At 65.6% G+C, this 26,612-nt stretch carries 24 protein-coding genes; 9 read left to right on the top strand and 15 right to left on the bottom strand.

Annotation, left to right across the window (positions count from 1 at the left end; all coding sequences use genetic code 11):
- The first annotated feature begins 21 nt into the window (after positions 1-21).
- The 3 genes from AC1MBU_RS15090 to AC1MBU_RS15080 are packed head-to-tail and all read left to right on the top strand — an operon-like array spanning position 22 to position 2,070.
- Entirely contained in the window at positions 22-627 is a 606-nt protein-coding gene (locus AC1MBU_RS15090) for a hypothetical protein (RefSeq protein ID WP_479787826.1), read from the top strand.
- A 5-nt stretch (positions 628-632) separates the two neighbouring features.
- Positions 633-1,325 carry a PspA/IM30 family protein gene (locus AC1MBU_RS15085; protein ID WP_479787825.1) on the top strand — a complete coding sequence of 231 codons (693 nt, stop codon included), beginning with the start codon at positions 633-635 and terminating at the stop codon, positions 1,323-1,325.
- Positions 1,326-1,377: 52 nt separating this feature from the next.
- Complete coding sequence (locus AC1MBU_RS15080; protein ID WP_277357362.1) at positions 1,378-2,070, top strand: SDR family NAD(P)-dependent oxidoreductase; 693 nt, start codon at positions 1,378-1,380, stop codon at positions 2,068-2,070.
- Positions 2,071-2,095: 25 nt separating this feature from the next.
- On the opposite strand, the gene AC1MBU_RS15075 is transcribed toward AC1MBU_RS15080, so the two are convergent.
- From AC1MBU_RS15075 to AC1MBU_RS15060, 4 genes are read right to left on the bottom strand one after another with little or no spacing between them, the layout of a single operon-like run.
- Positions 2,096-2,932, bottom strand: a complete 837-nt coding sequence (locus AC1MBU_RS15075; protein ID WP_277357361.1) for an ABC transporter permease — start codon at positions 2,930-2,932, stop codon at positions 2,096-2,098.
- Positions 2,929-3,861 carry an ABC transporter ATP-binding protein gene (locus AC1MBU_RS15070; protein ID WP_277357360.1) on the bottom strand — a complete coding sequence of 311 codons (933 nt, stop codon included), beginning with the start codon at positions 3,859-3,861 and terminating at the stop codon, positions 2,929-2,931. The genes AC1MBU_RS15075 and AC1MBU_RS15070 overlap by 4 nt, the downstream gene beginning before the upstream one ends.
- Positions 3,858-4,166 (bottom strand): transcriptional regulator, encoded by a 309-nt coding sequence (locus AC1MBU_RS15065; RefSeq protein WP_204532227.1) that lies wholly within the window; start codon positions 4,164-4,166, stop codon positions 3,858-3,860. The genes AC1MBU_RS15070 and AC1MBU_RS15065 overlap by 4 nt, the downstream gene beginning before the upstream one ends.
- Positions 4,159-4,827, bottom strand: coding sequence for a hypothetical protein (locus AC1MBU_RS15060; protein ID WP_277357359.1), 669 nt, complete (start codon positions 4,825-4,827; stop codon positions 4,159-4,161). Before AC1MBU_RS15060 ends, AC1MBU_RS15065 begins: the two co-directional genes overlap by 8 nt.
- Before the next feature lie 102 nt (positions 4,828-4,929).
- Between AC1MBU_RS15060 and AC1MBU_RS15055 the strand changes: the two genes are divergently transcribed.
- Positions 4,930-5,442 carry a DinB family protein gene (locus AC1MBU_RS15055; RefSeq protein WP_277357358.1) on the top strand — a complete coding sequence of 171 codons (513 nt, stop codon included), beginning with the start codon at positions 4,930-4,932 and terminating at the stop codon, positions 5,440-5,442.
- 7 nt (positions 5,443-5,449) lie between these two features.
- On the opposite strand, the gene trmB is transcribed toward AC1MBU_RS15055, so the two are convergent.
- Positions 5,450-6,319, bottom strand: coding sequence for a tRNA (guanosine(46)-N7)-methyltransferase TrmB (gene trmB / locus AC1MBU_RS15050; RefSeq protein WP_479787822.1), 870 nt, complete (start codon positions 6,317-6,319; stop codon positions 5,450-5,452).
- Positions 6,320-6,388: 69 nt separating this feature from the next.
- The gene (locus AC1MBU_RS15045) at positions 6,389-7,618 is read right to left on the bottom strand and encodes a M20 metallopeptidase family protein (protein ID WP_479789807.1); all 1,230 of its coding nucleotides are present in this window, start codon (positions 7,616-7,618) and stop codon (positions 6,389-6,391) included.
- Between the two features lie 318 nt (positions 7,619-7,936).
- On the opposite strand from AC1MBU_RS15045, the gene AC1MBU_RS15040 reads away from it, so the two are divergent.
- Entirely contained in the window at positions 7,937-9,583 is a 1,647-nt protein-coding gene (locus AC1MBU_RS15040) for a DEAD/DEAH box helicase (RefSeq protein ID WP_479787821.1), read from the top strand.
- Positions 9,584-9,744: 161 nt separating this feature from the next.
- On the opposite strand, the gene AC1MBU_RS15035 is transcribed toward AC1MBU_RS15040, so the two are convergent.
- Positions 9,745-11,709 (bottom strand): penicillin-binding transpeptidase domain-containing protein, encoded by a 1,965-nt coding sequence (locus AC1MBU_RS15035; protein ID WP_479787819.1) that lies wholly within the window; start codon positions 11,707-11,709, stop codon positions 9,745-9,747.
- A gap of 99 nt (positions 11,710-11,808) precedes the next feature.
- Between AC1MBU_RS15035 and AC1MBU_RS15030 the strand changes: the two genes are divergently transcribed.
- Positions 11,809-12,807, top strand: a complete 999-nt coding sequence (locus tag AC1MBU_RS15030; protein WP_479787817.1) for an aldo/keto reductase — start codon at positions 11,809-11,811, stop codon at positions 12,805-12,807.
- A gap of 119 nt (positions 12,808-12,926) precedes the next feature.
- Positions 12,927-15,524, top strand: coding sequence for an ATP-dependent chaperone ClpB (clpB, locus tag AC1MBU_RS15025; protein WP_277359836.1), 2,598 nt, complete (start codon positions 12,927-12,929; stop codon positions 15,522-15,524).
- Between the two features lie 57 nt (positions 15,525-15,581).
- Here the strand turns inward: clpB and AC1MBU_RS15020 are convergent, their stop codons facing one another.
- Positions 15,582-16,916 carry a septum formation family protein gene (locus AC1MBU_RS15020; protein ID WP_471672127.1) on the bottom strand — a complete coding sequence of 445 codons (1,335 nt, stop codon included), beginning with the start codon at positions 16,914-16,916 and terminating at the stop codon, positions 15,582-15,584.
- Positions 16,917-17,191: 275 nt separating this feature from the next.
- Here AC1MBU_RS15020 and AC1MBU_RS15015 point away from each other — a divergent pair, with 275 nt between their 5' ends.
- Positions 17,192-17,419: a DUF3073 domain-containing protein gene (locus AC1MBU_RS15015; protein ID WP_056543382.1), complete on the top strand. Its 228-nt coding sequence runs from the start codon at positions 17,192-17,194 to the stop codon at positions 17,417-17,419.
- A gap of 178 nt (positions 17,420-17,597) precedes the next feature.
- Here AC1MBU_RS15015 and purM read toward each other — a convergent pair whose 3' ends face one another.
- The 7 genes from purM to AC1MBU_RS14980 all read right to left on the bottom strand — a co-directional run bounded on the left by purM (position 17,598) and on the right by AC1MBU_RS14980 (position 25,172).
- Complete coding sequence (purM, locus tag AC1MBU_RS15010; protein ID WP_277357780.1) at positions 17,598-18,722, bottom strand: phosphoribosylformylglycinamidine cyclo-ligase; 1,125 nt, start codon at positions 18,720-18,722, stop codon at positions 17,598-17,600.
- Entirely contained in the window at positions 18,719-20,278 is a 1,560-nt protein-coding gene (purF, locus tag AC1MBU_RS15005) for an amidophosphoribosyltransferase (RefSeq protein WP_277357779.1), read from the bottom strand. Before purF ends, purM begins: the two co-directional genes overlap by 4 nt.
- Before the next feature lie 41 nt (positions 20,279-20,319).
- Positions 20,320-20,607 carry a hypothetical protein gene (locus AC1MBU_RS15000; RefSeq protein WP_277357778.1) on the bottom strand — a complete coding sequence of 96 codons (288 nt, stop codon included), beginning with the start codon at positions 20,605-20,607 and terminating at the stop codon, positions 20,320-20,322.
- 18 nt (positions 20,608-20,625) lie between these two features.
- On the bottom strand, positions 20,626-22,074 hold the full coding sequence (locus AC1MBU_RS14995) for a DUF2079 domain-containing protein (RefSeq protein ID WP_479787813.1): 1,449 nt from the start codon (positions 22,072-22,074) through the stop codon (positions 20,626-20,628).
- On the bottom strand, positions 22,071-22,460 hold the full coding sequence (locus AC1MBU_RS14990) for a sterol carrier family protein (protein ID WP_479787811.1): 390 nt from the start codon (positions 22,458-22,460) through the stop codon (positions 22,071-22,073). The genes AC1MBU_RS14995 and AC1MBU_RS14990 overlap by 4 nt, the downstream gene beginning before the upstream one ends.
- Positions 22,461-22,462: 2 nt before the next feature.
- On the bottom strand, positions 22,463-23,467 hold the full coding sequence (locus tag AC1MBU_RS14985; RefSeq protein ID WP_479787809.1) for an asparaginase: 1,005 nt from the start codon (positions 23,465-23,467) through the stop codon (positions 22,463-22,465).
- Between the two features lie 91 nt (positions 23,468-23,558).
- Entirely contained in the window at positions 23,559-25,172 is a 1,614-nt protein-coding gene (locus AC1MBU_RS14980; protein ID WP_479787807.1) for a molybdopterin-dependent oxidoreductase, read from the bottom strand.
- Positions 25,173-25,286: 114 nt separating this feature from the next.
- Between AC1MBU_RS14980 and purD the strand changes: the two genes are divergently transcribed.
- Positions 25,287-26,612, top strand: a complete 1,326-nt coding sequence (gene purD, locus AC1MBU_RS14975) for a phosphoribosylamine--glycine ligase (RefSeq protein WP_479787805.1) — start codon at positions 25,287-25,289, stop codon at positions 26,610-26,612.

Genomic DNA, 26,612 nt, shown 5'->3' with positions numbered 1-26,612 from the left:
TTCCACGGCACACTTAGATACATGCCTGAATCAGAGTTCGTTGACGCCGCGGAATTCCTGCTGGAGGGTGTTCTCCAGCTTCTCCTCTTCGGGGGTGCCGTCCTGGGAATCCTCGCGATTGGCGCTGCAACCGGAACCTGGTTGATTGTGCGCCGCATCCGTCGCTCAGTAATTCTCCGTCGCCGGATCGAGCGCGGCTCCAGCCGGCTGCGTTCCTTTTCCACGGACGCTTCGGCGCGGGAGCTCGCAAGGCTCCGGCTCCAGCTGGAGCGTTCCACTGGCGCCACGCGCCGTTCAGTTGCCGCCGCCATCGCGCAAGGGTCTCCGACGGGTGATCTGGCGGCAACGGCGGATGACCTCACGCGCGCCGAGGCAGTACTCTGCGAACGCATAGCACTTGCTGAGCGTGAACCTAACCGCGCGCTGCGCGAGGACCTCGCGAACAGCATCGGAGAGCAGGTCAACTCCCTGTGCGAACTGTCGGCCCAGCTGCGCCGTACCTTGCTGGAGGTACACCAGGAAACCGGCAGCAGGCAGCTGGAGCGGGCCACCTCCCGCCTCACCATGGAGATCGGCGCGCTGAGGACCTGGAACGCCGCCTACGGCACCGGCACCCGGCGGGCCTAGCGCCAGTGTCCGTCCGACGCCGCATCTCACGCATCATCGCCTCACGCCGAAACGCCCTTGAACCGGGCGATCCCATCACCGCCCTCGGCGAATCGCAGCGCCAACAGGAAGAGAACCTCGACCGCGCGCGCCGCAGCGTCGCTGACCTCGCCGCAGTCCGCCATCGCGTGGATACCCTTGCCCGGCAAGCAGCTGCAGATCTCGATGCGTGCAACCGGGAAGCGGAACGGGCGGTCGCGAACAACAATGACGACGCCGCCCGGTCAGCCCTGCGCCGCGCCCTGGAAATCCAGAAGAGACTCGAGACACTGACCCGCCAACGCGACGACGTCGATCAGCAGTTCCGCTCGCTGGAGTCAGACCTGTACTGGCTTGAAACCTCCCTGCAGGACAACGCGGTGCGCTACGAATCCCTGAAGGCTCAGCACGGTGCAACCCAGGCAGCGCTGGACGTTCGGGGAGCAGTCTCGTCCTCCGCAGGCAACAGTATGGAAACCGCCCGCGCTGCCCGCGAGGCGGAGCAGGAAGCCCGGCGGCTGAGGCACCTGCAGGCTGCGCAGGAAGAACTCGCCTGGTCAGACCCAACTTCCGGGAAGCTCGAAGACGCCTTCGGTGAGCTGGAAGCACGCGAAGCTGCCGAGCAGGAACTCCGCCAGCTGAAGGGTCGGGTGCAGGGAAACCGTCCAAGTTCCGCCTGACAGCCCGGGCACTTCAGGGGGAACCGTCAGGGCCGGTTGTTAGGCTCAGGCAATGGATGATCTCAATGGCAACGGAATCAGCGGCAAACAGTTCCTGGTGGTCGGCGCAACGGGTGAGCTCGGCTCGCGCATCGCGGGGGAGCTGAGCTCCAGGGGAGCTGAACTGACGCTCAGCGGCAGGGACCAGGAGAAACTCGGTGCGCTCGCTGGCCGGCTTGGCGCTCAGTCCATCGCCGCTGACCTCACGCTGCCGGGCGGTCCGGCCGGCATCGTCGATGCGCTTGACGGCCAACCGCTGGACGGCGTGGTGTACGCCGCCGGTGTGGTTGCGTTCGGCGCCTTGGCGGAGCTCGACGACGACACCCTGGATGAGCTGCTCCTCACCAACTTCGTAGGCTATGCCCGGCTTCTGCGGGCAGTGCTTCCGCGCCTGGAGAAGGGCGGGCAGGTGGTTCAGATCAGCGCCGTCGTCGCCGATAGTCCCACCGCAGGAATGGCGGCGTACTCGGCCAGCAAAGCAGCCCTGAGTGCCTTCGGGAAGGCAGCCGCTCTCGAACTGCGCCGCAGCGGTGTCCGTGTGCTGGACGTGCGGCCACCCCATACCGAGACCGGCCTCGCTACCCGTCCAATCGATGGCCAGGCACCCCGCCTGCCGCAGGGCAAGGACCCGGATGCGGTTGCGCGGCGGATTGTGGATGCGATGGCTGCGGGGGAGCGGGACCTGCCGTCGTCGTCGTTCGACTGAGCGGAGGGACAGGAACGCGAAGGGGTCAGCGGAAGCGGCGGCCCTGATCGCGCCGCGCAGCCCAGAGCGCTGCCGCTCCCAGTACCAGCAGCCACGCCAGCAGGCAGACGACGGTGGTCGAGTGCAGCCCCTCACCGGTGAGCGCGAAGACGGACAGGTCCCGTGCGGCACGCGAGGGGAGGAACAGCGAAAGCGTGTTGAGCCACTCAGGGAACATCAGCGGTGGGAGCATCATGCCGCCCGCAAAGGCCAGTGGGAAGAACACCACCTGCGTCACCGCAACGGCTACCTTCGAGGTGCACAGGTGCCCGATGAACAGCCCAAGCGCCAGGAACGGCAGCCCGCACAGCAGCCACACCGCTACAGCGAAGGGAACGCGCCACCAGGGCAGGTCGCCGCTGGTGAAGGCGTCCGGTGCGGAGGTGAGCAAGGCGCCCAGAATCAGGACCGGCAGCAGCGACATGAACGCAAACAGCATTCCGGTCACCGCTCTCCCCAGGATTCCAGGCAGCGCTCCCACCGGGAGTGAGCGGACATAGCTGCTCCACGGGTTGGCGCGGTCCTCCGCCACTCCGACTCCGTAGTTGAACAGGAACGCGCTCATCACACCGAACACGCCAAGCTGCGCTATCGATTCCAGCGAGGCCATCGGATCGGCAGTCACCGCCGGCTGCGGCACCACGAAAAACATCAGCACCAGTGCCGGAAATACCACCGAGGAGATCACCGCGACCGGAATGCGCAGCTGCTCAAGGAGCTGTGCTTTCGTATGCGTGCGGATCAGTGAAAGCTGGGACGGCGCAGTGTGTGCCGTCGCGGTGTTGTGACGAGCCGCGGCGTCAGGTCCTGTGACGGTGCTCATTGCTGCTCCTTGGCGGTGAGGGAAAGGAAGGCTTCTTCGAGGGTTGCCCCATGGACCTCAAGCTGTGAGAACGGCAACCCGTCCTGAACCAGCTGCCGGACTGTGGCGTCGGCGTCCTGGGTTACCACGGTGGTGCGTCCGGTGTCAGCGACCGTGACGTCCACCGTGCCCGGGAGGCACAGGAACGACGACGCGGGCAGGTCCGTTAGGAAGGACACCTTGCTGACTGCCACCCGGCTGCGGATATCATCCACCGTTCCGTCAGCAATGACCGTGCCCCGGTCGATCACCACTACCCGGCTGGAGAGGGCCTGAATCTCCTCGAGGTAATGGCTGGTGATGAGCAGCGTGCCGCCGGAACTGCGGTAAGTGCGAAGTTGGCTCCACAGCGTCTCGCGTGCGTCCACGTCCAGACCGGTGGTTGGTTCATCGAGGATGACCAATTCCGGCCTTCCCACAAGTGCCAGCGCTACCAGCAGGCGCCGCTGCTGGCCGCCGGAGAGGCCGCCGCACTGCTTCCGTTCCGCCTCCACCAGCCCAAAATCCTTCAGCAGCTGTGCGGACGGAATGGGGTCCGGGTAATGTCGTGCGACAAACTGCACGGCTTCATGGACTGTCAGGTTCTGCGGAACCGCAGTGGCCTGCGGAGTGATGCCGAGCCGTAAGCGCGTGCGGGGATGGGAAGGGTTCTCTCCGAATAGCCGGACGGTTCCCGAGTCAGGCCGCCGGAGCCCTGACAGCAGCCCGATCAGGGTTGACTTGCCGGCACCGTTCGGGCCAAGAAGCCCCACAGATTCGCCAGGGTGGATCTGCAGGCTCACTCCGGTGAGCGCAGCGGTCCTTCCGAAGGATTTGGTGACTGCCTCCGCAGAGGCGAGCGGCGCCGTCGTAGTCGGATGGCGCTGTACCAGTGCTGCTGGTGAGGTCATGACTTCTCCGTAAGTTCGGTGGTGAGGAGTTGATGTAGTGCCAGGCGGTAGGCGGCGTAGGCGGCGGTCCCCGCCGGGGTGATGGCCACGTAGGTTGCCGGGGTGCGGCCCTCGATGGTCTTGGAAACGGTGATATAGCCGGCGTCTTCGAGCTTGCGCAGATGGGTTGAGAGATTGCCGGCCGTCATGTCGAGGATCTTCTGCAGCTTGGTGAAGGCGATGCGGTTGCGCTCGCCGACTTCGTTCAGCGTGGTGATGGCCCGCAACCGCGACTCGGCATGGATCACGGGGTCGAGCTCAGGCATGCGTCGGCCTCCGGCGCTGACGGAGCGCCTGTACTACGGCCCCCACAAAGAAGCCGCCGGAACCGAAAATGAAGAACACGGTGAGGAAATGTTCCGGTCCTGCGATGATCGACGCGATATCCACCACGAGGAACCAGACGCCCATGACCACCTGCACCACGTCGTTGAAGGTGGTGCCACCCGTGATGTACAGCAGGCCGACAATCAGGATGGCGATGCCATTGATGAGCATCCCCCGGAGCCAGAAGTCGTCCACTGCCATCCCGATCGTGCCGCTCAATGCCCCCATGACTATGAACCCCAAAATCCAGGCGAGCGCATAGAAGCCTCCCGTGAAGCGTGAGTGCCCGCGGATACCCCGGCCTTGACGGCCGAAAATCACGATGGTCACCGCTACACCGGCGGCAACGAGCAAGCCGAAGAGCGTGAGCGCGGTTTCGGGCTCGAGAGGAATCCAGCCGTTGCGGGATCCATGCAGGGTGCCGAACCCGCTGAGCCAGGTGAGGGCCCACAGGAGATACACCCACGCACCGTTGCCACGCAGTTCCCGTCGTGCACGCCTTTCTGCGGCCTCAACTACGTTGAGCGCGGCGTTCAGGTCCAGAGGGCGTTCGTCGTCGGCCTGATGTGCGCCGTCACTGAGCTTCTTTCGCGAGTTCACGCAAACTACTTTGCGGCACAAACCTGTTTGTCGCAAGAGGCAAGGTGCAATTCACCGTCACAGGATGCAGGCGAAGGGGTAGGTCTGGATACGCTTCCTCCTATGGCGATTGAACCGGATACCAAAGACTGGACCTGGGTGCTCGAGCGTCCCTGCCCCCAGTGCGGCTTCGACGCGTCGGACTATCCGTCCGAAAGCATCGCGGGAAAACACAGGCTGGACCTGCCGCGGTGGCGGAAGGCGCTTGGCAGGGCTGACGTGCGGGACCGCCCGGATGAGGGCACCTGGTCAATGCTTGAGTATGCTGCTCACGTCCGGGATGTCTACGTCCTGTTCAGGGAGCGCACCGAGCTGATGCTGGCGCAGGAAGATCCCATTTTCGAGGACTGGGACCAGGACCGCACTGCCCGGGAGAAGAACTATGCGGCGGAGGATCCGGGCCGCGTAGCGGGCGAGCTGGCGGCAGCGGGGGAGGCCTACGCAGCCCTGTTGGAGTCAGTTCGTGAATGGGACCGGGTTGGACGCCGCAGCAACGGCTCGCGCTTCACCGTGGAAACCCTTGCCCAGTACGGGCTGCACGACGTCGTCCATCACCTTTCCGACGTCCGCGCCTGACGCAGCGCTACCGGACCCGGCGGTACGCCAGGTCGAAGATCGAGCGGCCAGCGTCGTGGGCCTTGTTCTCGAAGCTCGTCAGGATGCGGCCATCGAACCGCGGCGCCCAGCCGCCGATCGAGTCTTCGCCTTCCTGGGCGGAAGCCGTCCCGGCTGGTTCGCGCCCCTCGCGGCGGGGCGTTCCGCCGACCTCGTGCTCTACACCGCTGGCCCAGATCTGGGTGAGCGGGCTGTCGGAGCCGGCGCGTTCGCCGTCGTGCAGGTTCTCGAAAAGCGGTGAGTCATCGGCGGCCGCGCGCATCTGCACTGCGTAGTCGGACCAGTCGGTTGCGAGGCGCAGAATGCCGCCCGGTGACAGCACACGGCCGGCGAGCGCAACAAAGGAGTCTTTCACCAGCCGGCGCTTGTGATGGCGGGTCTTGTGCCAGGGGTCCGGGAAAAACACCCACAGTTCAGCAACCGAGGCCGGGCGGATCATGGTGGCCAGAGCCTCTGCCGCGTTCACCTGCGCAACGCGGACGTTGGTGAGCCCGCCCTGATCGATGCGCAGCAGGGTCTGGGCGAGCCCCGGCTTGTAAACCTCGAGCGCTAGAAAGTTGCGGTCGGGATCGGCCGTCGCGGCGGCCGCCACCGCTTCTCCGAGTCCTGACCCGACCTCCACCACCAGCGGGGCGTCGCGGCCAAAGGAGGCAGCGGCGTCGTACTCCCAGGCAGGATCCACGGACGTGTCCGCTGCAGTGTTGCGGGGCACATCCACCACCAGGCCCTCAGACAGTTCAGCCCAGGCATCACGACGGCGGCCCTGCAGGCGGGAGCCTCGGCGGACGAAAGATACGGGTTGGGTAAGGAAGGGCTGGGGTTCAGGGCGCGTGCTCATCGGTATAAGCGTAGCGAGGCCCGCAAAAGCGCGGTGTCGCTGGATGGTGCCGCTGGATCGTGCCCTGGATCAGACGCCGGACAACTCGGCGATCCGTGCCACGGCCAGCTGCGCGTACAGCGCGGTGCCGTCAGCGAGAATGCTGTCATCGAAGGCAGCGTAGGGAGAGTGGTTGAAGGCGGTGCCCGCCGGATCCACACCGGGTTGAACCGCGGACAGGAAGACGAAGCTTCCGGGCACGGCCGCAAGCACCCGTGAAAAGTCCTCGGAGCCGCTCAGCGGGTTCACCATTTGCGTGTACCGCTCGTCGCCGAAGAGGTCGCGGACGTGCTTTTCGATGTTCGAGGTCTCGCTCGCGTCCGTCACGGTCAGCGGGTACTCCGTTTCATACTCGACCGTCGCGTGGAGCCCGTGCGCCTCGGCGATACCGTTCACCAGCCGGGGGATGGCGGTGCGCATCAGCTCCCGGTTCTGCTCGGAAAACGTCCGGATCGTCGCTTCGATGCGCGCGGATTCGGGGATGACGTTGCGCTTGGTTCCGGCGTGCAGCAGACCAACGGTCAATACCGCGGGGTCGAACATGTCGAACTGGCGGGTGATCATCGTCTGGAGGCTGGTTACGATCTCCGCTGCAACGGTGACCGGATCCTTCGCACGGTGGGGCGCTGATCCATGACCGCCGGCGCCGTGGACGGTCACATACAGCCCATCCGATGCTGACATCAACGTTCCCGGTCGGCTTGCAAACAGACCGTTCGGCAGCAGCGAGGACACCACATGGATGCCGTATGCGGCGTCGGGCCGCCGCCCGGCTGCCTCAAGCACACCCTCGCGGATCATCACGCCTGCGCCGTCGAAACCTTCTTCACCCGGCTGGAACATCAGGACGACGTCGCCGGCCAGTTGATCACGCCGGTCGGCAAGGATTCGCGCGGCTCCTGCGAGCATCGCCGTATGCAGGTCGTGTCCGCAGGCATGCATCGCGCCATCGATGCGCGACGCGTAGGGCGCACCGGTCTGCTCCTGCACCGGAAGCGCGTCCATGTCGCCCCGCAGCAGCACCACCGGCTTCTGGGAGGCCGACGACGGTGCCGTTCCGCGCAGTACGGCCGTCACCGACGTCGTGTCCTTGCCGACGCTCACCTCGTAGGGGAGTCCATCGAGCGCTTCCAAGACCTTTTCCTGCGTCCGTGGAAGGTGCAGTCCAATCTCCGGCTCCTGATGTAGCCGGTGGCGCAACTCCGTCACTTCCCCGGATAAATCTGCAGCATGGGAGCGGATAGCGGCGGCTGTGGACATGGTTCCTCCTGCGTGGATGACGAGGTGTCGGTGGGCAGGCATGGTGGGCTTGCTCACACAAACCCCATCCTCACCAACCGTCGTCAGGAGCGCAACCGGACCACTGATAGACTTGTTTCACTTGCTTGCGGCATCTGGAGCTTTTCCTGGAGATTTCCGGGTTCCTTCAGCCGCAGCCTGCGTCGATGAACGCATTCTTTTGTCCCGCGCTATCTCCCAAGATCGTGAGAGCGGTTGACACTGTCTGACTTTCCTTCGGCGGACTCTGGGCACCAACCGGTGCGCAGGGAAGATGAGAAGAAAGTTCGTGTACTTTACATGACTACCTTTGCTGCGCTTGGCGTGCCCACAGCGCTGGTCCGTTCCCTCACCGACCAGGGAATCACCGAACCGTTCCCCATTCAGGTCAAGACCCTCCCCGACACGCTCGCGGGCCGGGACGTCCTTGGCCGCGGCCGCACCGGCTCCGGCAAGACCCTGGCCTTCGCGCTGCCTATGGTGTCGCGTCTTGCCGAGCGCGAAGCTGCCTACCGCCGCAAGCCCGGCCGTCCGCTGGCTCTGATCCTTGCTCCTACGCGTGAGCTCGCTACGCAGATCAACGCCACCGTTGAGCCTCTGGCCTCCGAACTCGGTCTCAACACCACCGTCATCTACGGTGGCGTGTCACAGGCCCGCCAGGAGAAGGCGCTGCGTGCCGGCGTCGACATCGTTATTGCCTGCCCCGGCCGGCTCGAAGACCTGATGCGCCAGAAGCTGGTTACGCTCGAGTCGGTCGAAATCACCGTGCTTGACGAGGCCGACCACATGGCTGACCTCGGCTTCCTCCCCGTCGTCAAGCGGATCCTCGACACCACGCCCACCGAGGGCCAGCGCATGCTGTTCTCGGCCACCCTGGACAACGGCGTGGACAAGATCGTGCAGCGGTACCTGTCCAACCCGCTGACCCACTCCGTGGACACCACGCAGGCTTCGGTCACCACCATGGAGCACCACGTGCTGCTGATCGGTGACCAGACCCAGAAAAAGCAGCTCATTGTGCAGCTCGCTTCCGGCAAGGGCAAGCGGGTGCTGTTCATGCGCACCAAGCACCACGCACGGAAGCTTGCCAAGACCCTGACCGACGCCGGCATCCCCGCTGTCGATCTGCACGGCAACCTCTCGCAGAATGCGCGTGACCGCAACCTTGCCGAGTTCTCCACCGGAGATGTCCGGGTTCTCGTCGCGACCGACGTCGCAGCGCGCGGCGTCCACGTGGATGACGTCGAGCTCGTGGTGCACGTTGACCCGCCCACTGAGCACAAGGCGTACCTCCACCGCTCCGGCCGTACTGCACGCGCCGGTTCTGACGGCACCGTTGTGACCATCACCCTGCCCGAGCAGAAGGGTGAGGTGCAGAAGCTCATGAAGGCAGCCGGAGTGAGCGTCGGGTTCGAGAACGTCTCCGCGACCTCCCCGCTGGTGGGCAAGCTCATCGGCGATGTTGCAGAGAAAGTCGACCCACGCACCCGCGCCGCCCTGCTGGCCCAGCGGGAGACCCCGCGCGGTGGCGGCTCCTCGACCGGAGCAAACGCCGAGCGCAAGCGAAACCGGCGTGCAGCCCCAACAGCAGGCGGACGCGGCCGCGTGGCAGCGGACGCACAGGGCAACCGAGCAGAAGGCAACCGCGCAGAGCGCCGCAAGGACCAGCCGCAGGCAGCACGTTTCGGTACCGACGGCGAGCGTCGTCGTACCGGTGAGGGTGCAGCAGCCGGCGGCAACCGCACCCGCCGCCCGCGTCCGGCGCGTTCGGGTGACGTCGCCGCTCACAGCGCCACCGGCGGTACCCGTGGTTCGCAGGGCAAGGCGCAGGCCGGTTCCGGGCAGCGCAGTCACGCGCCGTCGTCGGCTGGACGTCCGGCGGGCTCGCGTGGAGCCGGCTCACGCAGGGCGAGCGCACCGGCGTCGAATGAGCGCCGCGGCCGCTAGGTAGCATCCTTGAAACGCCCCTGCCCACCGAGTTGACGAACAACTCGGTGGGCAGAGGCGTTTTTGCGTCGATCAGAACAGTGGCTACCAGGAACGATCGGCAAGGAGATCGTTCCGACATCGGGCAGCCGGTACCTGCAGCGGTTGCGGTAGCGGCCCGGCTACTGACCGGCCCCGCGAAGGAATTCCTCCATCAGCGGGCCGCCGGAGATGGAGCCGCGTTCACCCTCCTCAACGAAAACGGCAACCGCAAGATCCCCCTGCAGAGCTACCACCCAGGCATGCGTCCGGGGCGGATCTTCCGTGCCGAATTCGGCCGTGCCGGTCTTGGCGAGGACCGGCTCGCCCGGGATATCCGCGAGCAGTTGCGCACCACCCACCGTGACGACGGCGCCCATCATCTCCCGAAGTGCTGCCGCCTCGTCGGCCGTCAGGCTACTTGGCGTTGGAGCCGGCTGTGTCTGGGCTTCTGCTGTTTGTTCAGTTGAGGGCTCAGCAGAAGCCAACGACGACGGCGCCTCCTCCGGCGCTGCGGTCCCTGCCAGGAGCGTGGGTGCCACCCGTTCTCCGGCGCCGACCGAGGCGGCCATGATGGCCAGGGACAGTGGGGAGACCAGGACCTCGCCCTGCCCGATCATGGATGCTGCATGAGCAGTGCCGTCCGCCTCCGTCGGAACCGAGCCGAAGAAAGCGGGGGTTCCAATGGGAACGTCGATTCCAATGCCCAGGTCCGCGGCAGCCGAGGCCAGCGCTTCCTGGGAAACGACGTCGCGCTGTGAGATGAAGCCAGTGTTGCAGGATTGCGCAACGGCCTGCAGGAGCGGAATTTTCCCGGTGAACTGCGCGGGATACCCCGGCACGTTGTTGAACGCGCGCCCCTCGACCACCAGCTCCTCGGGGCAGCTGGTGGGGGTCTGCGGGGTGAAGCCGTTCTTGAGCAGGGCAAGTGATGTGGCCACCTTGAAGGTAGATCCGGGCGGATACTGGCCAAGCAGTGCGGTCTGCAAACCCTCGCTGCCGGGGCCGTTCGCGACCGTCAGGATTTCTCCAGTTGACGGCCGGATAGCCACAATCGAGGATGCCGAGGGTTCTTCTGCGAGCACGTTCTCTGCCAGTGTCTGCAGCGCCGGATCAAGTGTGAGTTCCAGCGGCTCTCCGGGAACCGGCGCCTTCTCGAAGAGGACTTCGCTGGTGCGTGCTTCTCCCTCCCCGGTCACGGCTTCGATGACCATCCCGGGGGTGCCGCCCAGCTGCTCGTCATACTGCAACTGAAGACCCGATAAGCCCGCAACATCACCCGGTTCGAGGCGACCAGCAGACTGCTCCACCAGCTCAGCCGTCACCGGCCCAACGGACCCCAGCAGCTCCCGGGCAAAGGTGCGGGTGGGGGCAAGGGACATGGTGTCCGGGATGCCGGATGCTCCCGGGATAGCGTCAATCTCTTCGTCCGAGACGGGGCGGTCCTCGTTGTCACGCAGGACGATCGCCTCGACGAAGGCCTGCTCGCCGGCACTCAGCACCTGTTCTGTGTAGGCGGCAGGATCGATGCCGACTAGTTCGGCCAGCGCGGCGGACGACGATTCAAGCCCGGAAGCATCGATCCGCGTCTTGTCGATGCCCACCCTGATGACCGGGCGGTCTGTCACCAGAACCTCGCCACCGGCGCCGAGGACTTCCGCGCGTTCGGCCGGTGTGCGGGAGACCGCAAGCGAAGCTTCGGCACTGAGGCCGTCAACGGCGACGGAGGGATCCCAGCCCGCCTGCCATTGGTCATCAACCAGCGTCAGCTCGGCGGTGGTGGTGTAGGTCCAATCCTTGTCGCTGTCATCAAGATCCCACACATGATTCAGCTGGGCCGTTGCGGTGTCTTCTCCCGTCGATTCCACGCCCGCAACGGAAACCTTCGGTGAAACCGCGTCAAGGGCAGCGGTGATTTCTTCGAGCTGCGCTGTGGCATCCTCACCGGAGACGGCGGCAAAAGCAACGCTGCTCAGGTCCCCGCTGGCCAAGCCCTCGGCGAGGCGTGTGGCTGCATCCTCGGCCGTAGGACCATCCTGTGAGCAGGAGGTCAGCGTCAACGCCAACGCGGCAACGGTCAGGACGGACGTGATGTTGGTTTTCCCCATGGGTTCATTATTGCCTAGGTGCTTCCCGGATGATCCCGCTTGTCCACATACGCCGCGCAGGCCTGTCGGGCGGCCTGTCAGCGGAATACCATCGAGGGCATGACCCTCATCCGAACTGAACTGGCAACCGGCCTCACCGTGAGCGCCCAGGGATTCGGCGGCATGGCGCTCACCGATGTCTACGGCGGGCTCGATCAGGAACAGGCACTGAAAACGCTCCACCATGCTGTCGACACCGGCGTGACGTTCATCGACACGGCTGACGTGTACGGTGCGGGCAGCAACGAAGAACTCGTTGGCCGGCTGCTCCAGGGGCGGCGGGACGAGGTGGAAGTCGCCACCAAGTTCGGAATCGAGGGGAGCCCGGCTTCAGGCTACACGGGCGTCCGCGGAGATGCTGCCTATGTGCAAAGCGCAGCAGAAGCCAGCCTGCGGCGGCTGGGAACGGACGTCATCGACCTCTACTACATGCACCGGCGTGATACTTCCGTACCGATCGAAGAGACAGTCAACGCGATGGCGGTATTGGTTGCAGCGGGAAAGGTGCGCCATCTGGGACTCTCAGAGGTGACTGCGGATGAGTTGTCGGCCGCCCATGCCGTGCATCCGATCGCCGCCGTACAGAGCGAATGGTCCATTTGGAGCCGGGACGTCGAACGTCAGGTTGTGCCCGCAGCTGTACGGCTCGGGGTTGGGTTTGTGCCTTATTCGCCGCTCGGTAGGGGGTTCCTCACCGGGACGGTCCAGGCCCGGTCACTCTCTGCCGGCGACTTCCGGCATCGCGTGCCGAGGTTCAGCGCGGACGCGATGGATGCCAATGCCGCCGTGGTGGAAGCCGTCCAAGCGGTGGCCGTCAATGCCGGAGCCACGCCCGCGCAGGTGGCCCTTGCCTGGCTCGGGGCGCAGGGCTCCAAGTTTGGGCTTCCGGTAGTTCCGATTCCCGGCACCCGCAAACCGGAGCGCATCGACGAGAACGCAGGCGCGCTTTCGGTGACGCTTTCCGACGCGGATCTGGATGTGCTGGATGCGGCTGCGGACCTCGTGGTGGGCGAGCGCAGTGCCAACCCCGGCTGGGTGTCGAAGGGCAGGGAGGCCTGAGGCGGCTCTGTGCATCGGCAGCGGTTCGCCTGAAGTGAAAACGCCCTCCGAGCACTGCGGCGTGAAGTTGAGCGTAGTACACTCAACTTAGTAGTTTGCGCTAATGCAGGAGGGCCAGCATGGACACCAAGTTCACCACCAAGAGCCAGGAAGCACTGTCTGCTTCCGCTATGAATGCCTCCACCGCAGGAAACCCCCAGGTGGAGCCCGCACACGTACTCAAGGCGTTGATGGATCAGCGGGACGGTGTGGCTGTCGCGCTGCTCTCGGCTGCCGGTGTGGGTGCTGACAGTGTCAGCGTCAAGGCGAGCGCCGCGATCAAGGCGATGCCGTCGTCGTCGGGTTCATCCGTTGCCCAGGCACAGTTTTCACAGCCCATGCTGAGGGTCATCACCGCTGCGCAGCAGGAGGCGGAATCGCTGGGGGACTCCTTCGTCTCCACCGAACACCTCCTCCTCGGGATCGCCGCTGACTCCGGGCCTGCAGGCCGGATTCTGCGCGAGGAAGGAGCCTCCCGTGATGCGCTGATTGCGGCACTCCCGGGCGTGCGTGGGGACCGGCGCGTCACCAGCCCTGATCCTGAGAACACCTTCCAGGCGCTTGAGAAGTTCGGTGTGGACCTGACGGAGATCGCGCGCTCGGGCAAGCTGGACCCGGTCATTGGGCGTGATACCGAGATTCGCCGAGTGGTGCAGGTGCTCTCTCGCCGTACCAAGAACAATCCCGTGCTGATCGGTGAGCCGGGGGTCGGCAAGACAGCCGTCGTGGAAGGCCTGGCGCAGCGCATGGTCGCGGGGGACGTTCCTGAGTCATTGAGGGGCAAGACGCTCATCAGCCTCGATCTGGGTTCGATGATCGCCGGTGCCAAGTACCGCGGGGAGTTCGAGGAACGCCTCAAGGCGGTCCTTGAGGAGATCAAAGCCTCGAACGGACAGGTGGTCACCTTCATCGATGAGCTGCATACCGTTGTCGGAGCGGGTGCGTCGGAAGGGTCCATGGACGCCGGCAACATGCTCAAGCCCATGCTCGCCCGCGGCGAGCTGCGCCTGATCGGCGCCACCACCCTGGACGAGTACCGGGAGAACATCGAGAAAGACGCGGCGCTCGAACGCCGGTTCCAGCAGGTCTACGTCGGTGAGCCAAGCGTTCAGGACACCGTGGGCATCCTGCGCGGACTCAAGGAACGCTATGAAGCCCACCACAAGGTGTCCATCGCGGACTCGGCGCTGGTTGCGGCCGCAACACTGTCCAACCGGTACATCAGCGGACGCCAGCTACCGGACAAGGCCATCGACCTGGTGGATGAAGCGGCGTCCCGGCTGCGGATGGAGATCGATTCCGCACCAGAGGAAATCGACCAGCTGCGGCGCGCCGTCGACCGCCTCACCATGGAGGAACTTGCGCTCGAGGGTGAGTCTGATGAAGCCTCGGTTGAGCGTCTGGAGGCCCTTCGCGCGGACATGGCGGACCGCAAGGAGCAGCTCGCCGCGCTGAACGCACGCTGGGAGGCGGAAAAGGCCGGGCTGAACCGCATCGGCGATCTGAAGGCGAAGCTGGATGAACTGCGCTCACAGCAGGAACGCACCCAGCGCGAGGGTGATTTCGAGACTGCCTCCCGCATTCTCTACGGCGAGATACCGCAGGTCCAGCGGGAACTTGATGCCGCGCAGGCTGAGGAGGAGCGGTCCGCGGATTCGCCGGAGCTGATGGTCGCGGAGGAGGTCACGGCGTCGGACATTGCGGAGGTGATCTCTGCGTGGACCGGTATTCCGGCGGGCCGCATGCTGCAGGGTGAAAGCCACAAGCTGCTCCACATGGAGGAAAACCTTGGTGAGCGCCTGATCGGCCAGAAGAAGGCCGTTGCGTCGGTTTCCGATGCAGTGCGTCGCGCCCGTGCCGGGATCTCGGACCCGGACCGGCCCACCGGATCTTTCCTCTTCCTCGGGCCTACCGGTGTAGGTAAAACTGAACTCGCCAAGGCCCTCGCGGACTTCCTGTTCGACGATGAGCGTGCAATGATCCGCATCGACATGTCCGAGTACTCGGAGAAGCATGCGGTTGCGCGGCTGGTCGGCGCGCCTCCCGGGTACGTGGGGTATGAGGAGGGCGGGCAGCTCACCGAAGCGGTCCGGCGCAGGCCCTACAGCGTGGTGCTGCTCGACGAGGTGGAAAAAGCTCATCCCGAGGCGTTTGACATCCTCCTTCAAGTGCTCGACGACGGCCGGCTCACCGATGGTCAGGGCCGCACGGTGGACTTCCGCAACGTGATCCTGGTGATGACATCCAACCTGGGTTCCCAGTTCCTGGTGGACCCCACCGTGGATGAGGCCGCGCGCCGGGATGCGGTCATGTCGGTGGTTAACTCAAGCTTCAAGCCGGAGTTCCTCAACCGGCTCGATGACATCATCATGTTCGACGCGCTCAGCATTGAGGAGCTCTCGCAGATTGTGGATCTGCAGGTGGCTGCGCTCGCGGCCCGGCTTCAGGACCGCCGGCTCACACTCGATGTCACCGACGCCGCGCGGGAATGGCTGGCACTCACCGGGTTTGACCCCGCGTACGGTGCCCGGCCGCTTCGCCGCCTGGTGCAGCGTGAGATCGGCGACCGCCTCGCGCGCGGATTGTTGTCAGGAGAAATCAGCGACGGCGACAAGGTCCGGGTTGACCGTGCAGCGGACGGGGCAGCAGGGCTGAGCGTCGGCAGCGTTACGGCCTAAAAGTGGCAGATCCCCGTGCCGGCGGCGTCGGTACGGGGATCCAGGCACTTCTTTCGGTCACCCGGCCAGCAGGGTGTCTGTGATGACGTTGCCTTCATCGGAGACTACGAAGCAGTCGATGCGCCGGTCGCCGTCCGCCCAGGTACCCGACGTCGGGGTAACCTGGGTCAGTGTGAGGCCCGCGTACTCTGCGGCCGCGTTCTCATCAATCGCCACCGAGTTGCACAGATCGTCTCCGCTGGCATTCAGTGCAGCTTCCCCGGGGAACTCCGAGTCCTCGGGGAAGGAGGTGGTGGCCAATAGCTGGGCATTGTGCGGCGTGGTGCACGTAACGGTGGTGACGTCAGCGCTGAGGTCAGTGGAATCGAAGCCGTGGATACAGTCTCCGGCGACGAGTTCGAGGGGCGAGATGCCTTCCGCGATGATGCCGTCCGCACCCGGAGTGGTGCTGGCAGAGGACGCGGCATCGGAAGTGTCCGCACCCAGCGCATTGACGATGCTCGCGATCGCGAAGATCAACAGGGCGAGCACCACCAGTCCTGCAACACCCAGAATGATCAGCTTTTTCCGGCTTCCGCCGCGGGAAGAGCGGCCGGCGGAACGGGCTCGGATGCGCGTAGGGGCAGGGTCATCCCCTCCCGCCGGTGGAAGGCCATAGGGCCCGCCCACAGGCGGAACAGGGCTCCCGGGAGCCTGCGGTTGCCCGCTCGCGAATGGTTGGGCCCACGGCGCTTCGGGAGCGGCCGAATCTGAGGATGCGCTGGTTGCTTCCGGTTCTTCAGTTCCGGGTTCAGCGGCGACTTCAGTCTCGGTTCCAGCTCCGGTTCCAGTTCCGGTGGGGTCGGTTGGTTGCGGGTCCCCGGCGGCGGTTGTAACCTCGTCGGCCTTCACGGCGGCGGCGGACGCATCAGCTTGGCCGGCGTCGAACAACGCGTCCCAGCGGGCCTCATCGCTGCCCGGGCCTGTCCAGGCCGGCTCGGTGCCTGATGCCGCGAAACTCGTCAATCCGCCTGGCGGGGCGTCTCCTGCTGCGCCGCCGGCAGGCGCAGTGCCCGCCGGCGCGGCAGCCTCAGCCGGGTCCTCGGTGGGACGGGGGCCGGCTACCAGTGTGCCGACGTCCTCTGCTTCTTTCGCTACCTGCGCGGCCTCTGCAGCCGCATCATCCAAGGAGGCGGCTTCGGCTGCGTCCCCGCTGATTTCCGCCGCTCCAAGGGACGGTTCAATGAGCCGGACATCCTCGGCCGAGGTGTTGAGGGTAGGTTCCACCGCATCCCCGGAGACATCCGGATCCGCAAGGTGAACGTCCTCGGCCTTGAGGATCTCGGGCTCCGGAACGGAAGCGTCTGCCGATGCCGATTTGTCATCCTCCGGCGTGTCCGGCTGATCACTCATAGTGAACTGCCCCCCTCATGCGCCTGCCGGAACGGCGGGCTGGCTATGGTCATGATTACCCCACGACTCTAGCTAACAATGGGCTTTTCCCGCATGGAGGCAGACCTTCGTTGGGTCTCCGGCTCCATCCGGCGGTGGGGCCCGCACGTTCGGCCCGAGAAACCATGTAACCTATACATACGACACATTAACCGGATACTCCGGGGCCTCGCTACGCCGTTATTTTGTTGGCCATGGCGACCACCTCCGGATCGACGCAAAAAGGGGGTCACGCCATGGGGCGCGGCCGTCAGAAGGCGAAAGCCACCAAGCAGGCACGGGACATGAAGTATTTCAGCCCGTCCACGGACTACTCGGCGCTGCAACGCGAGCTCAAGGCAACCGGTAGTCGTGCCTCCCGCCATGATGATCCGGTTGAGCCGGATTATTCGGCGTATGAGGACAAATACGCGGAGCAGTTTGATGATGAAGAGGATGACGGCGGCACCCGCCGCATCGGATAACCTCCTCTTCTGAGCAGAACGCTCGCATAAGACGTTGAGAACCAGCGGCCACGACGATCACGTCAGGCCGCTGGTTCTTGTTGTGCCCGGGAATTGTGATGCGGCTCGGTAGCCGCCGCCCTGGGACAGTTTCGGGGCCCCCGCCCGGAACAGCGCCGAGCGGGGCTCCCGAAGAAGATCAGGCGTAGGAACCGACCAGCCGCACGGAGCCGCCATCCACACCCTTTGCACCCTGCACATAATCAGGTCCGTCGGTGCTCTCATGGGAAGCGCGTGCCACCTGGCCCATGACCCACGCGGGAACGCCGCGATCGTTCAACCGTGCAACAGCGCTGTCGGCTCCTGCGGCGGAAACGACCGCCACCATTCCGACACCAAGGTTCAGCGTGCGCTCCAGATCCGGCAGCGGTACGCTCCCCAGCTCGGACACAAGGCTGAAAACCGGCGGAAGCGACCAGGTGGAGCGATCCACGGTTGCTTCAAGTCCACGCGGCAGAACGCGCGCGAGATTGGCGGCAAGACCTCCGCCGGTGACATGGCTGAAACCGTGGACGGCGCCGTCGGAATCGAGCGGGAAATGCCGGGCGAGGTCCAGGCAGTCGGCCGCGTAGACGCGGGTGGGCTCGAGGAGTTCCTCACCGAGCGTGCGCCCGAGTTCCGAGACCTGCCGGTCCAGTGCCCAGCCGGCCTGGTTGATGACCCGGCGGACCAGCGAATAGCCGTTGGAGTGCAGGCCGGAGGACGCCATGCCGATGATGACATCGCCCTCGCGCACCCGGTCAGGGCCAAGCAGTGCGTCCGCTTCCACGACGCCGGTGGCGGCGCCCGCGACGTCATATTCATGCTCACCCAGGAGGCCGGGATGCTCGGCGGTCTCGCCGCCCACGAGGGCCGTTCCCGCGACGGAACAAGCGGAGGCGATTCCGCGCACAATAGCTGCGATGCGGTCAGGGACCACCTTGCCGCAGGCGATGTAGTCGGTCATGTAGAGGGGCTCCGCCCCAACCACCACGATGTCATCCACAACCATTCCCACCAGGTCGAATCCGATGGTGTCGTGGATATCCATGGCCTGCGCGATGGCAACCTTGGTTCCCACGCCGTCAGTTGAGGTGGCGAGCAGCGGCTTGCGGTACGTCAGCAGCTTCGAGACATCGTAGAGACCCGCGAAACCGCCGACGCCGCCGACAACATTGGCTGTGTGGGTGGCCTTGATGGCGTCCTTCATGAGCTCCACCGCCCGATCGCCGGCTTCGACGTCTACTCCGGCGCTTGCATAGGTGATGGGGTCAGGTGAGCTCATACCCGCTCTTTCTTGTCTGCTTCGGTGAGGAGGGTCTCAAGTTCGCTGCCCGGCCCGGGGTCGCAGCCGGTGGCGCCCGGCTTTTCGGCCGGATCAGCCCGCTCAAGGAGGTTTTTGCCGCGGCGGTCTTCCTCGGGAAGCTTGATCGGGTAGTCCCCGGTGAAGCACGCCGTGCAGAGCCGCTCCCGCGGCTGCTTGGTGGCTTCGATCATGCCGTCCTCGGAAATGTAGGCCAGGCTGTCTGCGCCGATCGACGCGGCGATCTCATCCACTGCCGCGCCGTTGGCGATCAGCTCTGCGCGTGAGGCAAAGTCGATGCCGTAGAAGCAAGGCCAGCGCACCGGCGGGGAGGAGATCTTGATGTGGACTTCGGCGGCGCCGGCCTCGCGCAGCATCCGCACCACGGCCCGCTGGGTGTTGCCGCGGACGATGGAGTCATCAACCACGATGATCCGCTTCCCCTTGATGACGGACTCCAGCGCGTTGAGCTTCAGCCGGATGCCCAGTTGGCGGAGCGTCTGGCTGGGCTGGATGAAGGTGCGCCCCACGTACGCGTTCTTCACGAATCCGTGGGCAAACGGAATCCCGGACTGCTCAGCGAAACCAACGGCGGCAGGTGTGCCGGATTCCGGAACCGGAATGACGACGTCGGCCTCCGCCTTGTTCTCCCGGGCCAGCTGCCGGCCCATTTCGACGCGCGAATCATAGACCGAGCGGCCGGCAATCGAGGCGTCGGGCCGGGCAAGGTAGACGTACTCGAAAACGCAACCGGCCGGCGTGGTCGGTGCAAAGCGGCGGGAACGGACGCCCCCCTCGTCGATCGCGATGAACTCGCCGGGCTCAATCTCACGGATGATGCTGGCGCCCACGGTGGCGAGCGCAGCCTGCTCCGAGGCAACAACCCAGCCGCGTTCCAGCCGGCCAAGCACCAGCGGACGGACACCGTGGGGATCGCGTGCGGCGTACAGGGTGCCCTCATCCATGAACACGAAGCAGAACGCGCCCTCAATGGTGGGCAGGAGGTCCATGGCGGTGTCTTCGAGGGAGCGGCCGTCATCCCCGGCCAGCAGGGTGGTGACCAGGGCTGTATCCGAGGTGTTGCCCTGCGCCATCTCTCCGGAGCGCGGCTTCCCATGGCGGTTGAGGACGGTCTGGTAGAGATCGGCCGAGTTGGTGAGGTTGCCGTTATGAGCCAGGGCAACGGTGCCTACGGCGGTGGCGCCGAGGGTGGGCTGCGCGTTGGCCCAGTTGGAGGACCCGGTGGTGGAGTAGCGGCAGTGGCCCACCGCAATGTGGCCGGTGAGGGTGTTCAGCGTGGCCTCGTCGAAGACCTGGGACACCAGGCCCATGTCTTTGTAGACGTTGATCCGGGTGCCGTCACTGGTGGCGATGCCCGCTGACTCCTGGCCGCGGTGCTGCAGCGCATACAACCCGTAGTAGGTCAGTTTGGCGACTTCCTCGCCGGGGGCCCACACGCCGAAGACGCCGCAGGCATCCTGGGGGCCTTTTTCGCCGGGAAGTAGATCATGGGAAAGCTGTCCGTCACCGCGCACCATTACCCCATTCTCTCACGGCGTAATGAGGCTGGATTGCCGGGCTATTCGTCGTCGGTGCGCTCCGCCGTCGCCTGCTTCATGCGGCGTACGCTGATCCGGTCGAGCAGCAGTGCCAGGAGACCACCGATCAGCACTCCGGGAATCGCGAAAACCACAGTGAAGAAGCCCAGGACGGACTCGCGGGTCAGCGTGGGGTCAGCCGGGCCGGTGTAGGCCACGATCAGCGCGGCGATGAATCCGATCAACGCACCGAGGCCCATGAACGGACCGAATTTCGGCGCCCGTCGAATGGTGACCTGCCGGCGCTCTGGAGGCTGCTGCGAACTCATGGTTCAAGGCTACCGGGATCAGGTCTCCCGCTTGACCAGCTGGTACCCGGCCTCATCGAAGACCAATGTGTAATTTTCGCCCGGATAGGTCTCCTCAGCGTGCTGTTCCGCGCTGGCCGGGCGGGTGGGCCCCCAGCTCCAGTCCTCGGCGTCGACCACCAGGTAGTCAGGCGCCGGGTTCTCATTGCCGATCCAGTACACCTCGGTCTCCGGCACCAGGTACGGCATCAGCAACACGCCGGACTCAACCGCTGCGCCGGATGGAATCTCGTCCATCATCCGGTGCGCCGCATCCCAGCGCGGCGACTGCTGAAACGTCTCCAGCTTCGCAAGCGCAGCCAGCGGCTGCCCGGGCAACAGCATGAGCGCCACCACACTGACCACCGGCACGACGGCGGCGCTATAGGAGCGCAGCCAGCCGCGCCTGCTCTCGCGGGCGCGAAGAATCGCATGAATGAGCGCGGCGAACAGGATGGGCATGAGAACGGCGTTGTAGTGCCAGTCCGGCCCCCAGTAGGACTCATTCCCCGCAGCAAAGCGCCATATCAGGGTGGGAAGCAGCACTGCGGCCAACGGCGAGAGGAGGAACAGGAACCCGCCGGCGAGGCACAGCAGCCACAGGGTCTCGTATTTCTCCACGACCGTCATCATGGTGATTACGGTGCCCACGGGGTTGGCCAGGAGCGCGTCCACGTCGATGCGATCGGAGTAGTCGTACGTGCCGCCGGTGTTCAGTGCCGGCAGAATGACCTTCACTGACAGGAACACCCACGCGAGCCCCCAGACTGCCAGCCCCAGGCCGGCCTGGTAGCGGCGTCGGAAGCGCCAGGCCAGCACCAGGCCGAACGCGAAGACGGTCAGCCCCATGTCCTCCTTCACGAACACCAGCAGTGCGCCCGCGACGACGGCGGTGCGCAGCCGGCCCTCGATATACGCCTCCAACGCCAGCGCCAGCAGGGGCAGCGCCAGCGCCACCTCATGAAACTGCACAGCGACGGCGGCCTGGATGCCCCAGGACAGGCCGTAGGCGGCTCCAAGGAAGAGCCCCGGGACGCGCCCAACATGATGCACGGCCAGGCGGGTGAGAATCAGGACCGACCAGCCCACCAGCAGGTTCTGGAAGACCAGCAGGGTCAATCCGGACGGGAAGAGCGCATACACGGGTCCCAGGATGACGAGCAGGGGGTGGAAATGGTCGCCGAGGAGGTTGAACCCGTGACCTTTGATCGGCACGATGGGCGCGTCGAACCCCGCATAGGCCTTGGCGAGCTGGGTGAAGATACCGAGGTCCCAGGACGGGGTGTCGAACCGGTTCCACTGAGCGACCGAGAAGATCGTGTACAGGGCAGTGACAACACCGGCAACCACCCAGGCTTCCGCCGGTTGCCGGCGAAGGGCAGCGAGCGCGCCACGCCATCCCCGGACCACGAGGTTCGGTTGCGTGGCATGGTGGCGCTCGAGGATCATGCCGGGCCTGTCGCAGGCCCGGGCGGTTCCTGCGGAAACAGTGGCAGAAGCGCGGAGAGGTCCGCCCGCTGACCGGATGCCGCGACTGCGCCGGAGGTGAGGGCTTCGGCCCAGGTCAGGGTCCCCAGGACGAGGGCGAGCCAGGTGTCAGCGTCGGTCTCAATGACGTTGGGCGGGGTTCCGCGGGTATGACGGGGACCTTCGACGCACTGCGTCACGCCCAGTGGCGGGACGCGCACTTCCACGCTGTTGCCGGGTGCGCGGAAGGCGAGCTCCTCCAGGGAGTAGCGAACCGCCGTCGTACGTTCTGTGCGGTCGGTGCTGCCGGCGGCCACCGCGCGGACTGCAGCGTTGCCGTCCGCGGGTGGGATACGCCGTCGTGCCATGGTTAGTCCAGCAGCGCCATGACCGGAGCGGCGAGGCGCAGTTGGCCGACGGGCTCGCCGCCGCCCAGCACGGGCTGCACAACCTTCTCCAGTACCGGTGCTACAGCCTCCGCCTCGAGGGCACCTGAGGCGGCCAGAAGAGTGAGCCCTACCAGTGTGGTCGCCCGGATATTGCCGTCCAGGATCTTGAGCGCCATGGACACGCCGGTGGGCGTAGCCATGACGAGGACGCCCTCGGCTCCGTTCTTCGCCAGGATCCCGAGGTCTTCCATCACTACCGAGTTCTCGCGTCCGTGGCCGTGGACCGCCCATGGATAATCCAGCATGGCGGTTGCGATGGTGGCCGCGCGGGCATCGGCGTTCTTGTCACTGGGGGCCTTGGCGATCTTGCCGATTCCCCGCGCGAGACCGGTGAGTGAAACGGCGCCGAGCGGAGCGCCGCAGCCGTCCACTGCCCAGTGCTCCACTTTCTCTTCGGTGTATTCCTCGATGATCGCGGCGATGCGCTGCTGTAGCGGGTGGCTGCGGTCCAGGTAGGTCTTGTGGTCCCACGAGTTTTCGGTGCAGGCCCAGAGAAAAGCGGCGTGCTTGCCGGAGCAGTTGAAGGCTACCCGCTGGCGGCCCTTGTCGCTGCGGATGAGCGAGTGTCGGGCTTCCTCGTCCTGCGGCCAGTCAGCCGGGCACTGCAGGTCCTCTTCGGTGACTCCGGCGGCGCTCAGCATGGACTTCACGACGTCCATGTGTTCGAAGCTGCCGACATGGCTGGCAGCTGCCAACGCAACCTGGGCTCCGCGGAGCGGGACGCCGGCCTGCATGGCAGCCAGTGCCTGGAACGGCTTCAGGGTGGAGCGGGGGAAGATCGGCGCGTTGACGTCACCGAGTTCCGTGACGGTGGTGCCGTCCGCTGCGAGGACCACGGCTGAGCCGATGTGGCGGGACTCAATGAAGCCGTTGCGCTCCAGGACCGCGAGGTCAACCGCGCTGGAGGAGGTAAAGGTGGAGGGCATGGTTCCAGTATTACGCATCCCCGAGGCGGATGTAGCTTGTGCCCACCGGAGGGAACGGGTCATCCGATGGGCACAAGGATAGGGGGCTGTCCTACTCCGCTGAGAACTGGACCGTGTGCCAGCCCGATGCGCCGTCCGGAACGGTATCGGCGCGCTCTTCGGTCTGGACGCCGTCGGGATCGTAAGCCCGTGAGCGGATGCGGTGGGAACCGGGCTCGAGCTGCACTTCGTGGGTCCATTGCCGCCAGGTGTCCACGGTGTATTCGGCGGCGAGGGTCGCTTCCTCCCAGGGCCCGTCGTCAATCTGGACCTCCACCTTGTCGATCCCGCGGTTCTGCGCCCAGGCAGTGCCGCCCACCCGGAAGGTACCGGCAGCCACGTTGCCGAACGGCCGCGGAACCTCAATACGCGACTGCGTCTTGATGGGGCCCTTCTCAGCCCAGCCGCGGTCCGTCCAGTAAGCCGTGGCGTCCGCGAAACGGGTCACTTCAAGGTCAATCACCCATTTGGTGGCTGAAACGTACCCGTACAACCCAGGGACCACCATGCGCACCGGATAGCCGTGCTCGAGGGGCAGCGGCTCGTCATTCATGGCTACTGCGAGGATGGCGTCCCGCTCATCCTGCAGGATGGGCAGGGGAGTGGAGGCGCTGAAGCCGTCGGTGCTGGTGGACAGGACCATGTCAGCGCCTTCGGTGGGACGGGCGCGTGCAAGGAGCTCGCGGATCGGGTAGCCGAGCCATTTGGCGTTGCCGATCAGCTCCCCGCCTACCGGGTTGGAGACGCAGGTCAGCGTGATGTGCCGTTCGATCAGCTCCGAATCCAGCAGGTCCTGGAAGTTGATGCGGATCTCCTCCTCCACCATGCCGTGGACGCGCAACTCCCAGGTGTCCACGTCGATGGTGGGGACCTGCAGGGCTGTGTCAATCCGGTAGAACTCCGGATTTGGCGTCAGCCACGGCTCAACACCGTCAAGGTCCACGTCCACACCCGGTGGGACCGGCATCGCAGGGCTGGCGGGTGCCGGGAAGCTCAGGCGTTCACGGGCAACATTGACGGTGTTGCGGATTCCACTGACGACGGCGCCTCCCGCTGCAGTAGCGGCGGCGACGACGGCGGTAACGCCCGCTGCCGCGAAGAACCCGCGCCTGCTGACGGAAGTCCTGGCGTTTGTACTGGCACCCACCGGGCGGGAACCGCCGGCGTTGAAGGCGCCGTCGTCGTCGTTGGTTGTGGTCTCGGTCTGTGGCTGCGCCGAATGCAGCTTCCGGATCATCAAGCGCAGCGCTGCCAGCCCGGCCAGGGTGCCGATCACCGAAGGGATCGCGTCACTTACGGATGCACCGGCACGGGAGACGACGGCGGCAACCATGACGGCGCCCATGAAGAGGACACCCGCCACACCCAGGATCCAGCGCCGCCAGGCCAGGTAGCCGAGGATCGCGGCGAGGATGATGATGGTGACGGCCATGCCGACGAAGAGCGCGAGCTTGTCGTTGGTGCCGAAGGTATCGATTGCGAAGTCCTTCAGCCAGGCCGGCGTGAAATCGATGAACGTGGAGCCCAGTGCGATCAGCGGTGCCGATCGGGTGGAGAAGAAGGCGCCGATCAGCTCGGCCACACCGAGGACCAGCCCGGCCGCGAGTATGCCCGCGAGCATGGCTAGGGTCGAGGCGGAGCGGCTGGACGTGCGAACGGCTTTCATACTGGGTGTTCGGAGAGACAGGCCCGGTGTATTGGTATTCCGGACGTGCCGGCTGACTTCACAGTTTCTGCGGCCAGTAGTTGGGTGGGGGAGGACCCAGTACCCTGAACTACTGTGAAGGTTCTCGTTATTGGCCCTGGAGGCCGCGAACACGCCCTTGTCCGAGCGCTCCTCGCCGATCCATTCGTGGGCGAGGTGCATGCCGCTCCCGGTAACGCCGGAATGGCCCAGGATGTCCCCGTGCACAACATCGATGCCAATGACCCGGTTGCCGTGACGGAACTTGCCTCGCGCCTGGGGTCGGACCTGGTGGTTGTGGGCCCCGAGGCTCCGTTGGCTGCAGGTGTGTCCGACGCGCTGATTGAAGCAGGCATCCCCGTTTTCGGACCCACGAAGGCTGCGGCGCAGCTCGAGGCCTCGAAGGCCTTCGCCAAGCAGGTCATGGCGGCTGCCGGTGTTCCTACCGCGATGGCGAAGGTCGCGTCAACTGCAGCCGAAGCCGAAGCCGCGCTGGATTCCTTCGGTGCCCCGTATGTGGTCAAGGATGACGGCCTCGCCGCGGGCAAGGGCGTGGTGGTCACGTCGGACCGGGCAGCCGCCCTTGAGCACGCCGAGGTGTGCTTTGGCGCCGGCGGCTCGGTGGTGATCGAGGAATACCTTGACGGCCCCGAGGTGTCCCTGTTTGTCCTCTCGGACGGCACCAGCGTGGTGCCCCTTGCCCCGGCACAGGACTTCAAGCGCATCTTCGACAATGACGAAGGACCGAATACCGGCGGCATGGGTGCCTACTCGCCGCTGGAATGGGTGCCGTCCGGTCTGGTGGATGAGGTGATTGAGCGCGTTGCGCTGCCCACCATCGAGGAGATGGCACGCCGCGGCACTCCGTTCACGGGGGTCCTGTACTGCGGGCTCGCGCTCACTTCGCGCGGGCTGCGCGTGATCGAGTTCAACGCCCGCTTCGGGGATCCCGAGACACAGGCTGTGCTGGCCCGGCTCAAGACGCCTTTGGGTGGCGTCCTGCTCGCTGCCGCAAAGGGGGAACTGGACACGGTCGACAATCTGAACTGGTCTTCGCAGGCCGCGGTCGCCGTGGTCCTCGCGTCAGCAAACTACCCCGATTCACCGCGCACCGGCGATCAAATCCGTGGTCTCGCGGACGCGGCTGCCCTGGATGGCGTTTCCGTGCTGCACGCCGGCACTGCGCTGAGTGGGGACGGTTCGGTGGTCTCGGCCGGTGGCCGGGTGCTTGCCGTCGTCGGACTGGGCAAGGATCTTGAGGAAGCGCGCAACAAAGCCTACGACGGCGTGAGCCGCCTTGACCTCGAAGGCGGCCAGTACCGCACTGATATTGCTGCGAAGGCCGCGCGGGGCGAGGTTGTGGTGTCACAGGCGGCTTCAGTGACTGGTTCAGCGGCGGGTTCACAGACGGGCGGGGTATAG

It is taken from the genome of Arthrobacter sp. PTI12 (assembly GCF_056679915.1).
This window is presented reverse-complemented; position numbering and strand designations above follow the sequence as displayed.

What these genes read in the sequence shown, in the direction of transcription:
- AC1MBU_RS14985 (WP_479787809.1), bottom strand. Translation starts at nt 23,467, where the DNA reads ATGCCCTCCACCTTTACCTCCTCCAGCGCGGTTGACCTCGCGGTCCTG.
- AC1MBU_RS15080 (WP_277357362.1), top strand. Translation starts at nt 1,378, where the DNA reads ATGGATGATCTCAATGGCAACGGAATCAGCGGCAAACAGTTCCTGGTG.
- AC1MBU_RS15030 (WP_479787817.1), top strand. Translation starts at nt 11,809, where the DNA reads ATGACCCTCATCCGAACTGAACTGGCAACCGGCCTCACCGTGAGCGCC.
- AC1MBU_RS15045 (WP_479789807.1), bottom strand. Translation starts at nt 7,618, where the DNA reads ATGTCCACAGCCGCCGCTATCCGCTCCCATGCTGCAGATTTATCCGGG.
- AC1MBU_RS15035 (WP_479787819.1), bottom strand. Translation starts at nt 11,709, where the DNA reads ATGGGGAAAACCAACATCACGTCCGTCCTGACCGTTGCCGCGTTGGCG.
- AC1MBU_RS15015 (WP_056543382.1), top strand. Translation starts at nt 17,192, where the DNA reads ATGGGGCGCGGCCGTCAGAAGGCGAAAGCCACCAAGCAGGCACGGGAC.
- AC1MBU_RS15075 (WP_277357361.1), bottom strand. Translation starts at nt 2,932, where the DNA reads ATGAGCACCGTCACAGGACCTGACGCCGCGGCTCGTCACAACACCGCG.
- purF (WP_277357779.1), bottom strand. Translation starts at nt 20,278, where the DNA reads ATGGTGCGCGGTGACGGACAGCTTTCCCATGATCTACTTCCCGGCGAA.
- AC1MBU_RS14980 (WP_479787807.1), bottom strand. Translation starts at nt 25,172, where the DNA reads ATGAAAGCCGTTCGCACGTCCAGCCGCTCCGCCTCGACCCTAGCCATG.
- AC1MBU_RS15055 (WP_277357358.1), top strand. Translation starts at nt 4,930, where the DNA reads ATGGCGATTGAACCGGATACCAAAGACTGGACCTGGGTGCTCGAGCGT.
- AC1MBU_RS15020 (WP_471672127.1), bottom strand. Translation starts at nt 16,916, where the DNA reads ATGAGTGATCAGCCGGACACGCCGGAGGATGACAAATCGGCATCGGCA.
- trmB (WP_479787822.1), bottom strand. Translation starts at nt 6,319, where the DNA reads ATGAGCACGCGCCCTGAACCCCAGCCCTTCCTTACCCAACCCGTATCT.
- clpB (WP_277359836.1), top strand. Translation starts at nt 12,927, where the DNA reads ATGGACACCAAGTTCACCACCAAGAGCCAGGAAGCACTGTCTGCTTCC.
- AC1MBU_RS14990 (WP_479787811.1), bottom strand. Translation starts at nt 22,460, where the DNA reads ATGGCACGACGGCGTATCCCACCCGCGGACGGCAACGCTGCAGTCCGC.
- purM (WP_277357780.1), bottom strand. Translation starts at nt 18,722, where the DNA reads ATGAGCTCACCTGACCCCATCACCTATGCAAGCGCCGGAGTAGACGTC.
- AC1MBU_RS15090 (WP_479787826.1), top strand. Translation starts at nt 22, where the DNA reads ATGCCTGAATCAGAGTTCGTTGACGCCGCGGAATTCCTGCTGGAGGGT.
- AC1MBU_RS15070 (WP_277357360.1), bottom strand. Translation starts at nt 3,861, where the DNA reads ATGACCTCACCAGCAGCACTGGTACAGCGCCATCCGACTACGACGGCG.
- AC1MBU_RS14995 (WP_479787813.1), bottom strand. Translation starts at nt 22,074, where the DNA reads ATGATCCTCGAGCGCCACCATGCCACGCAACCGAACCTCGTGGTCCGG.
- AC1MBU_RS15040 (WP_479787821.1), top strand. Translation starts at nt 7,937, where the DNA reads ATGACTACCTTTGCTGCGCTTGGCGTGCCCACAGCGCTGGTCCGTTCC.
- AC1MBU_RS15065 (WP_204532227.1), bottom strand. Translation starts at nt 4,166, where the DNA reads ATGCCTGAGCTCGACCCCGTGATCCATGCCGAGTCGCGGTTGCGGGCC.
- AC1MBU_RS15000 (WP_277357778.1), bottom strand. Translation starts at nt 20,607, where the DNA reads ATGAGTTCGCAGCAGCCTCCAGAGCGCCGGCAGGTCACCATTCGACGG.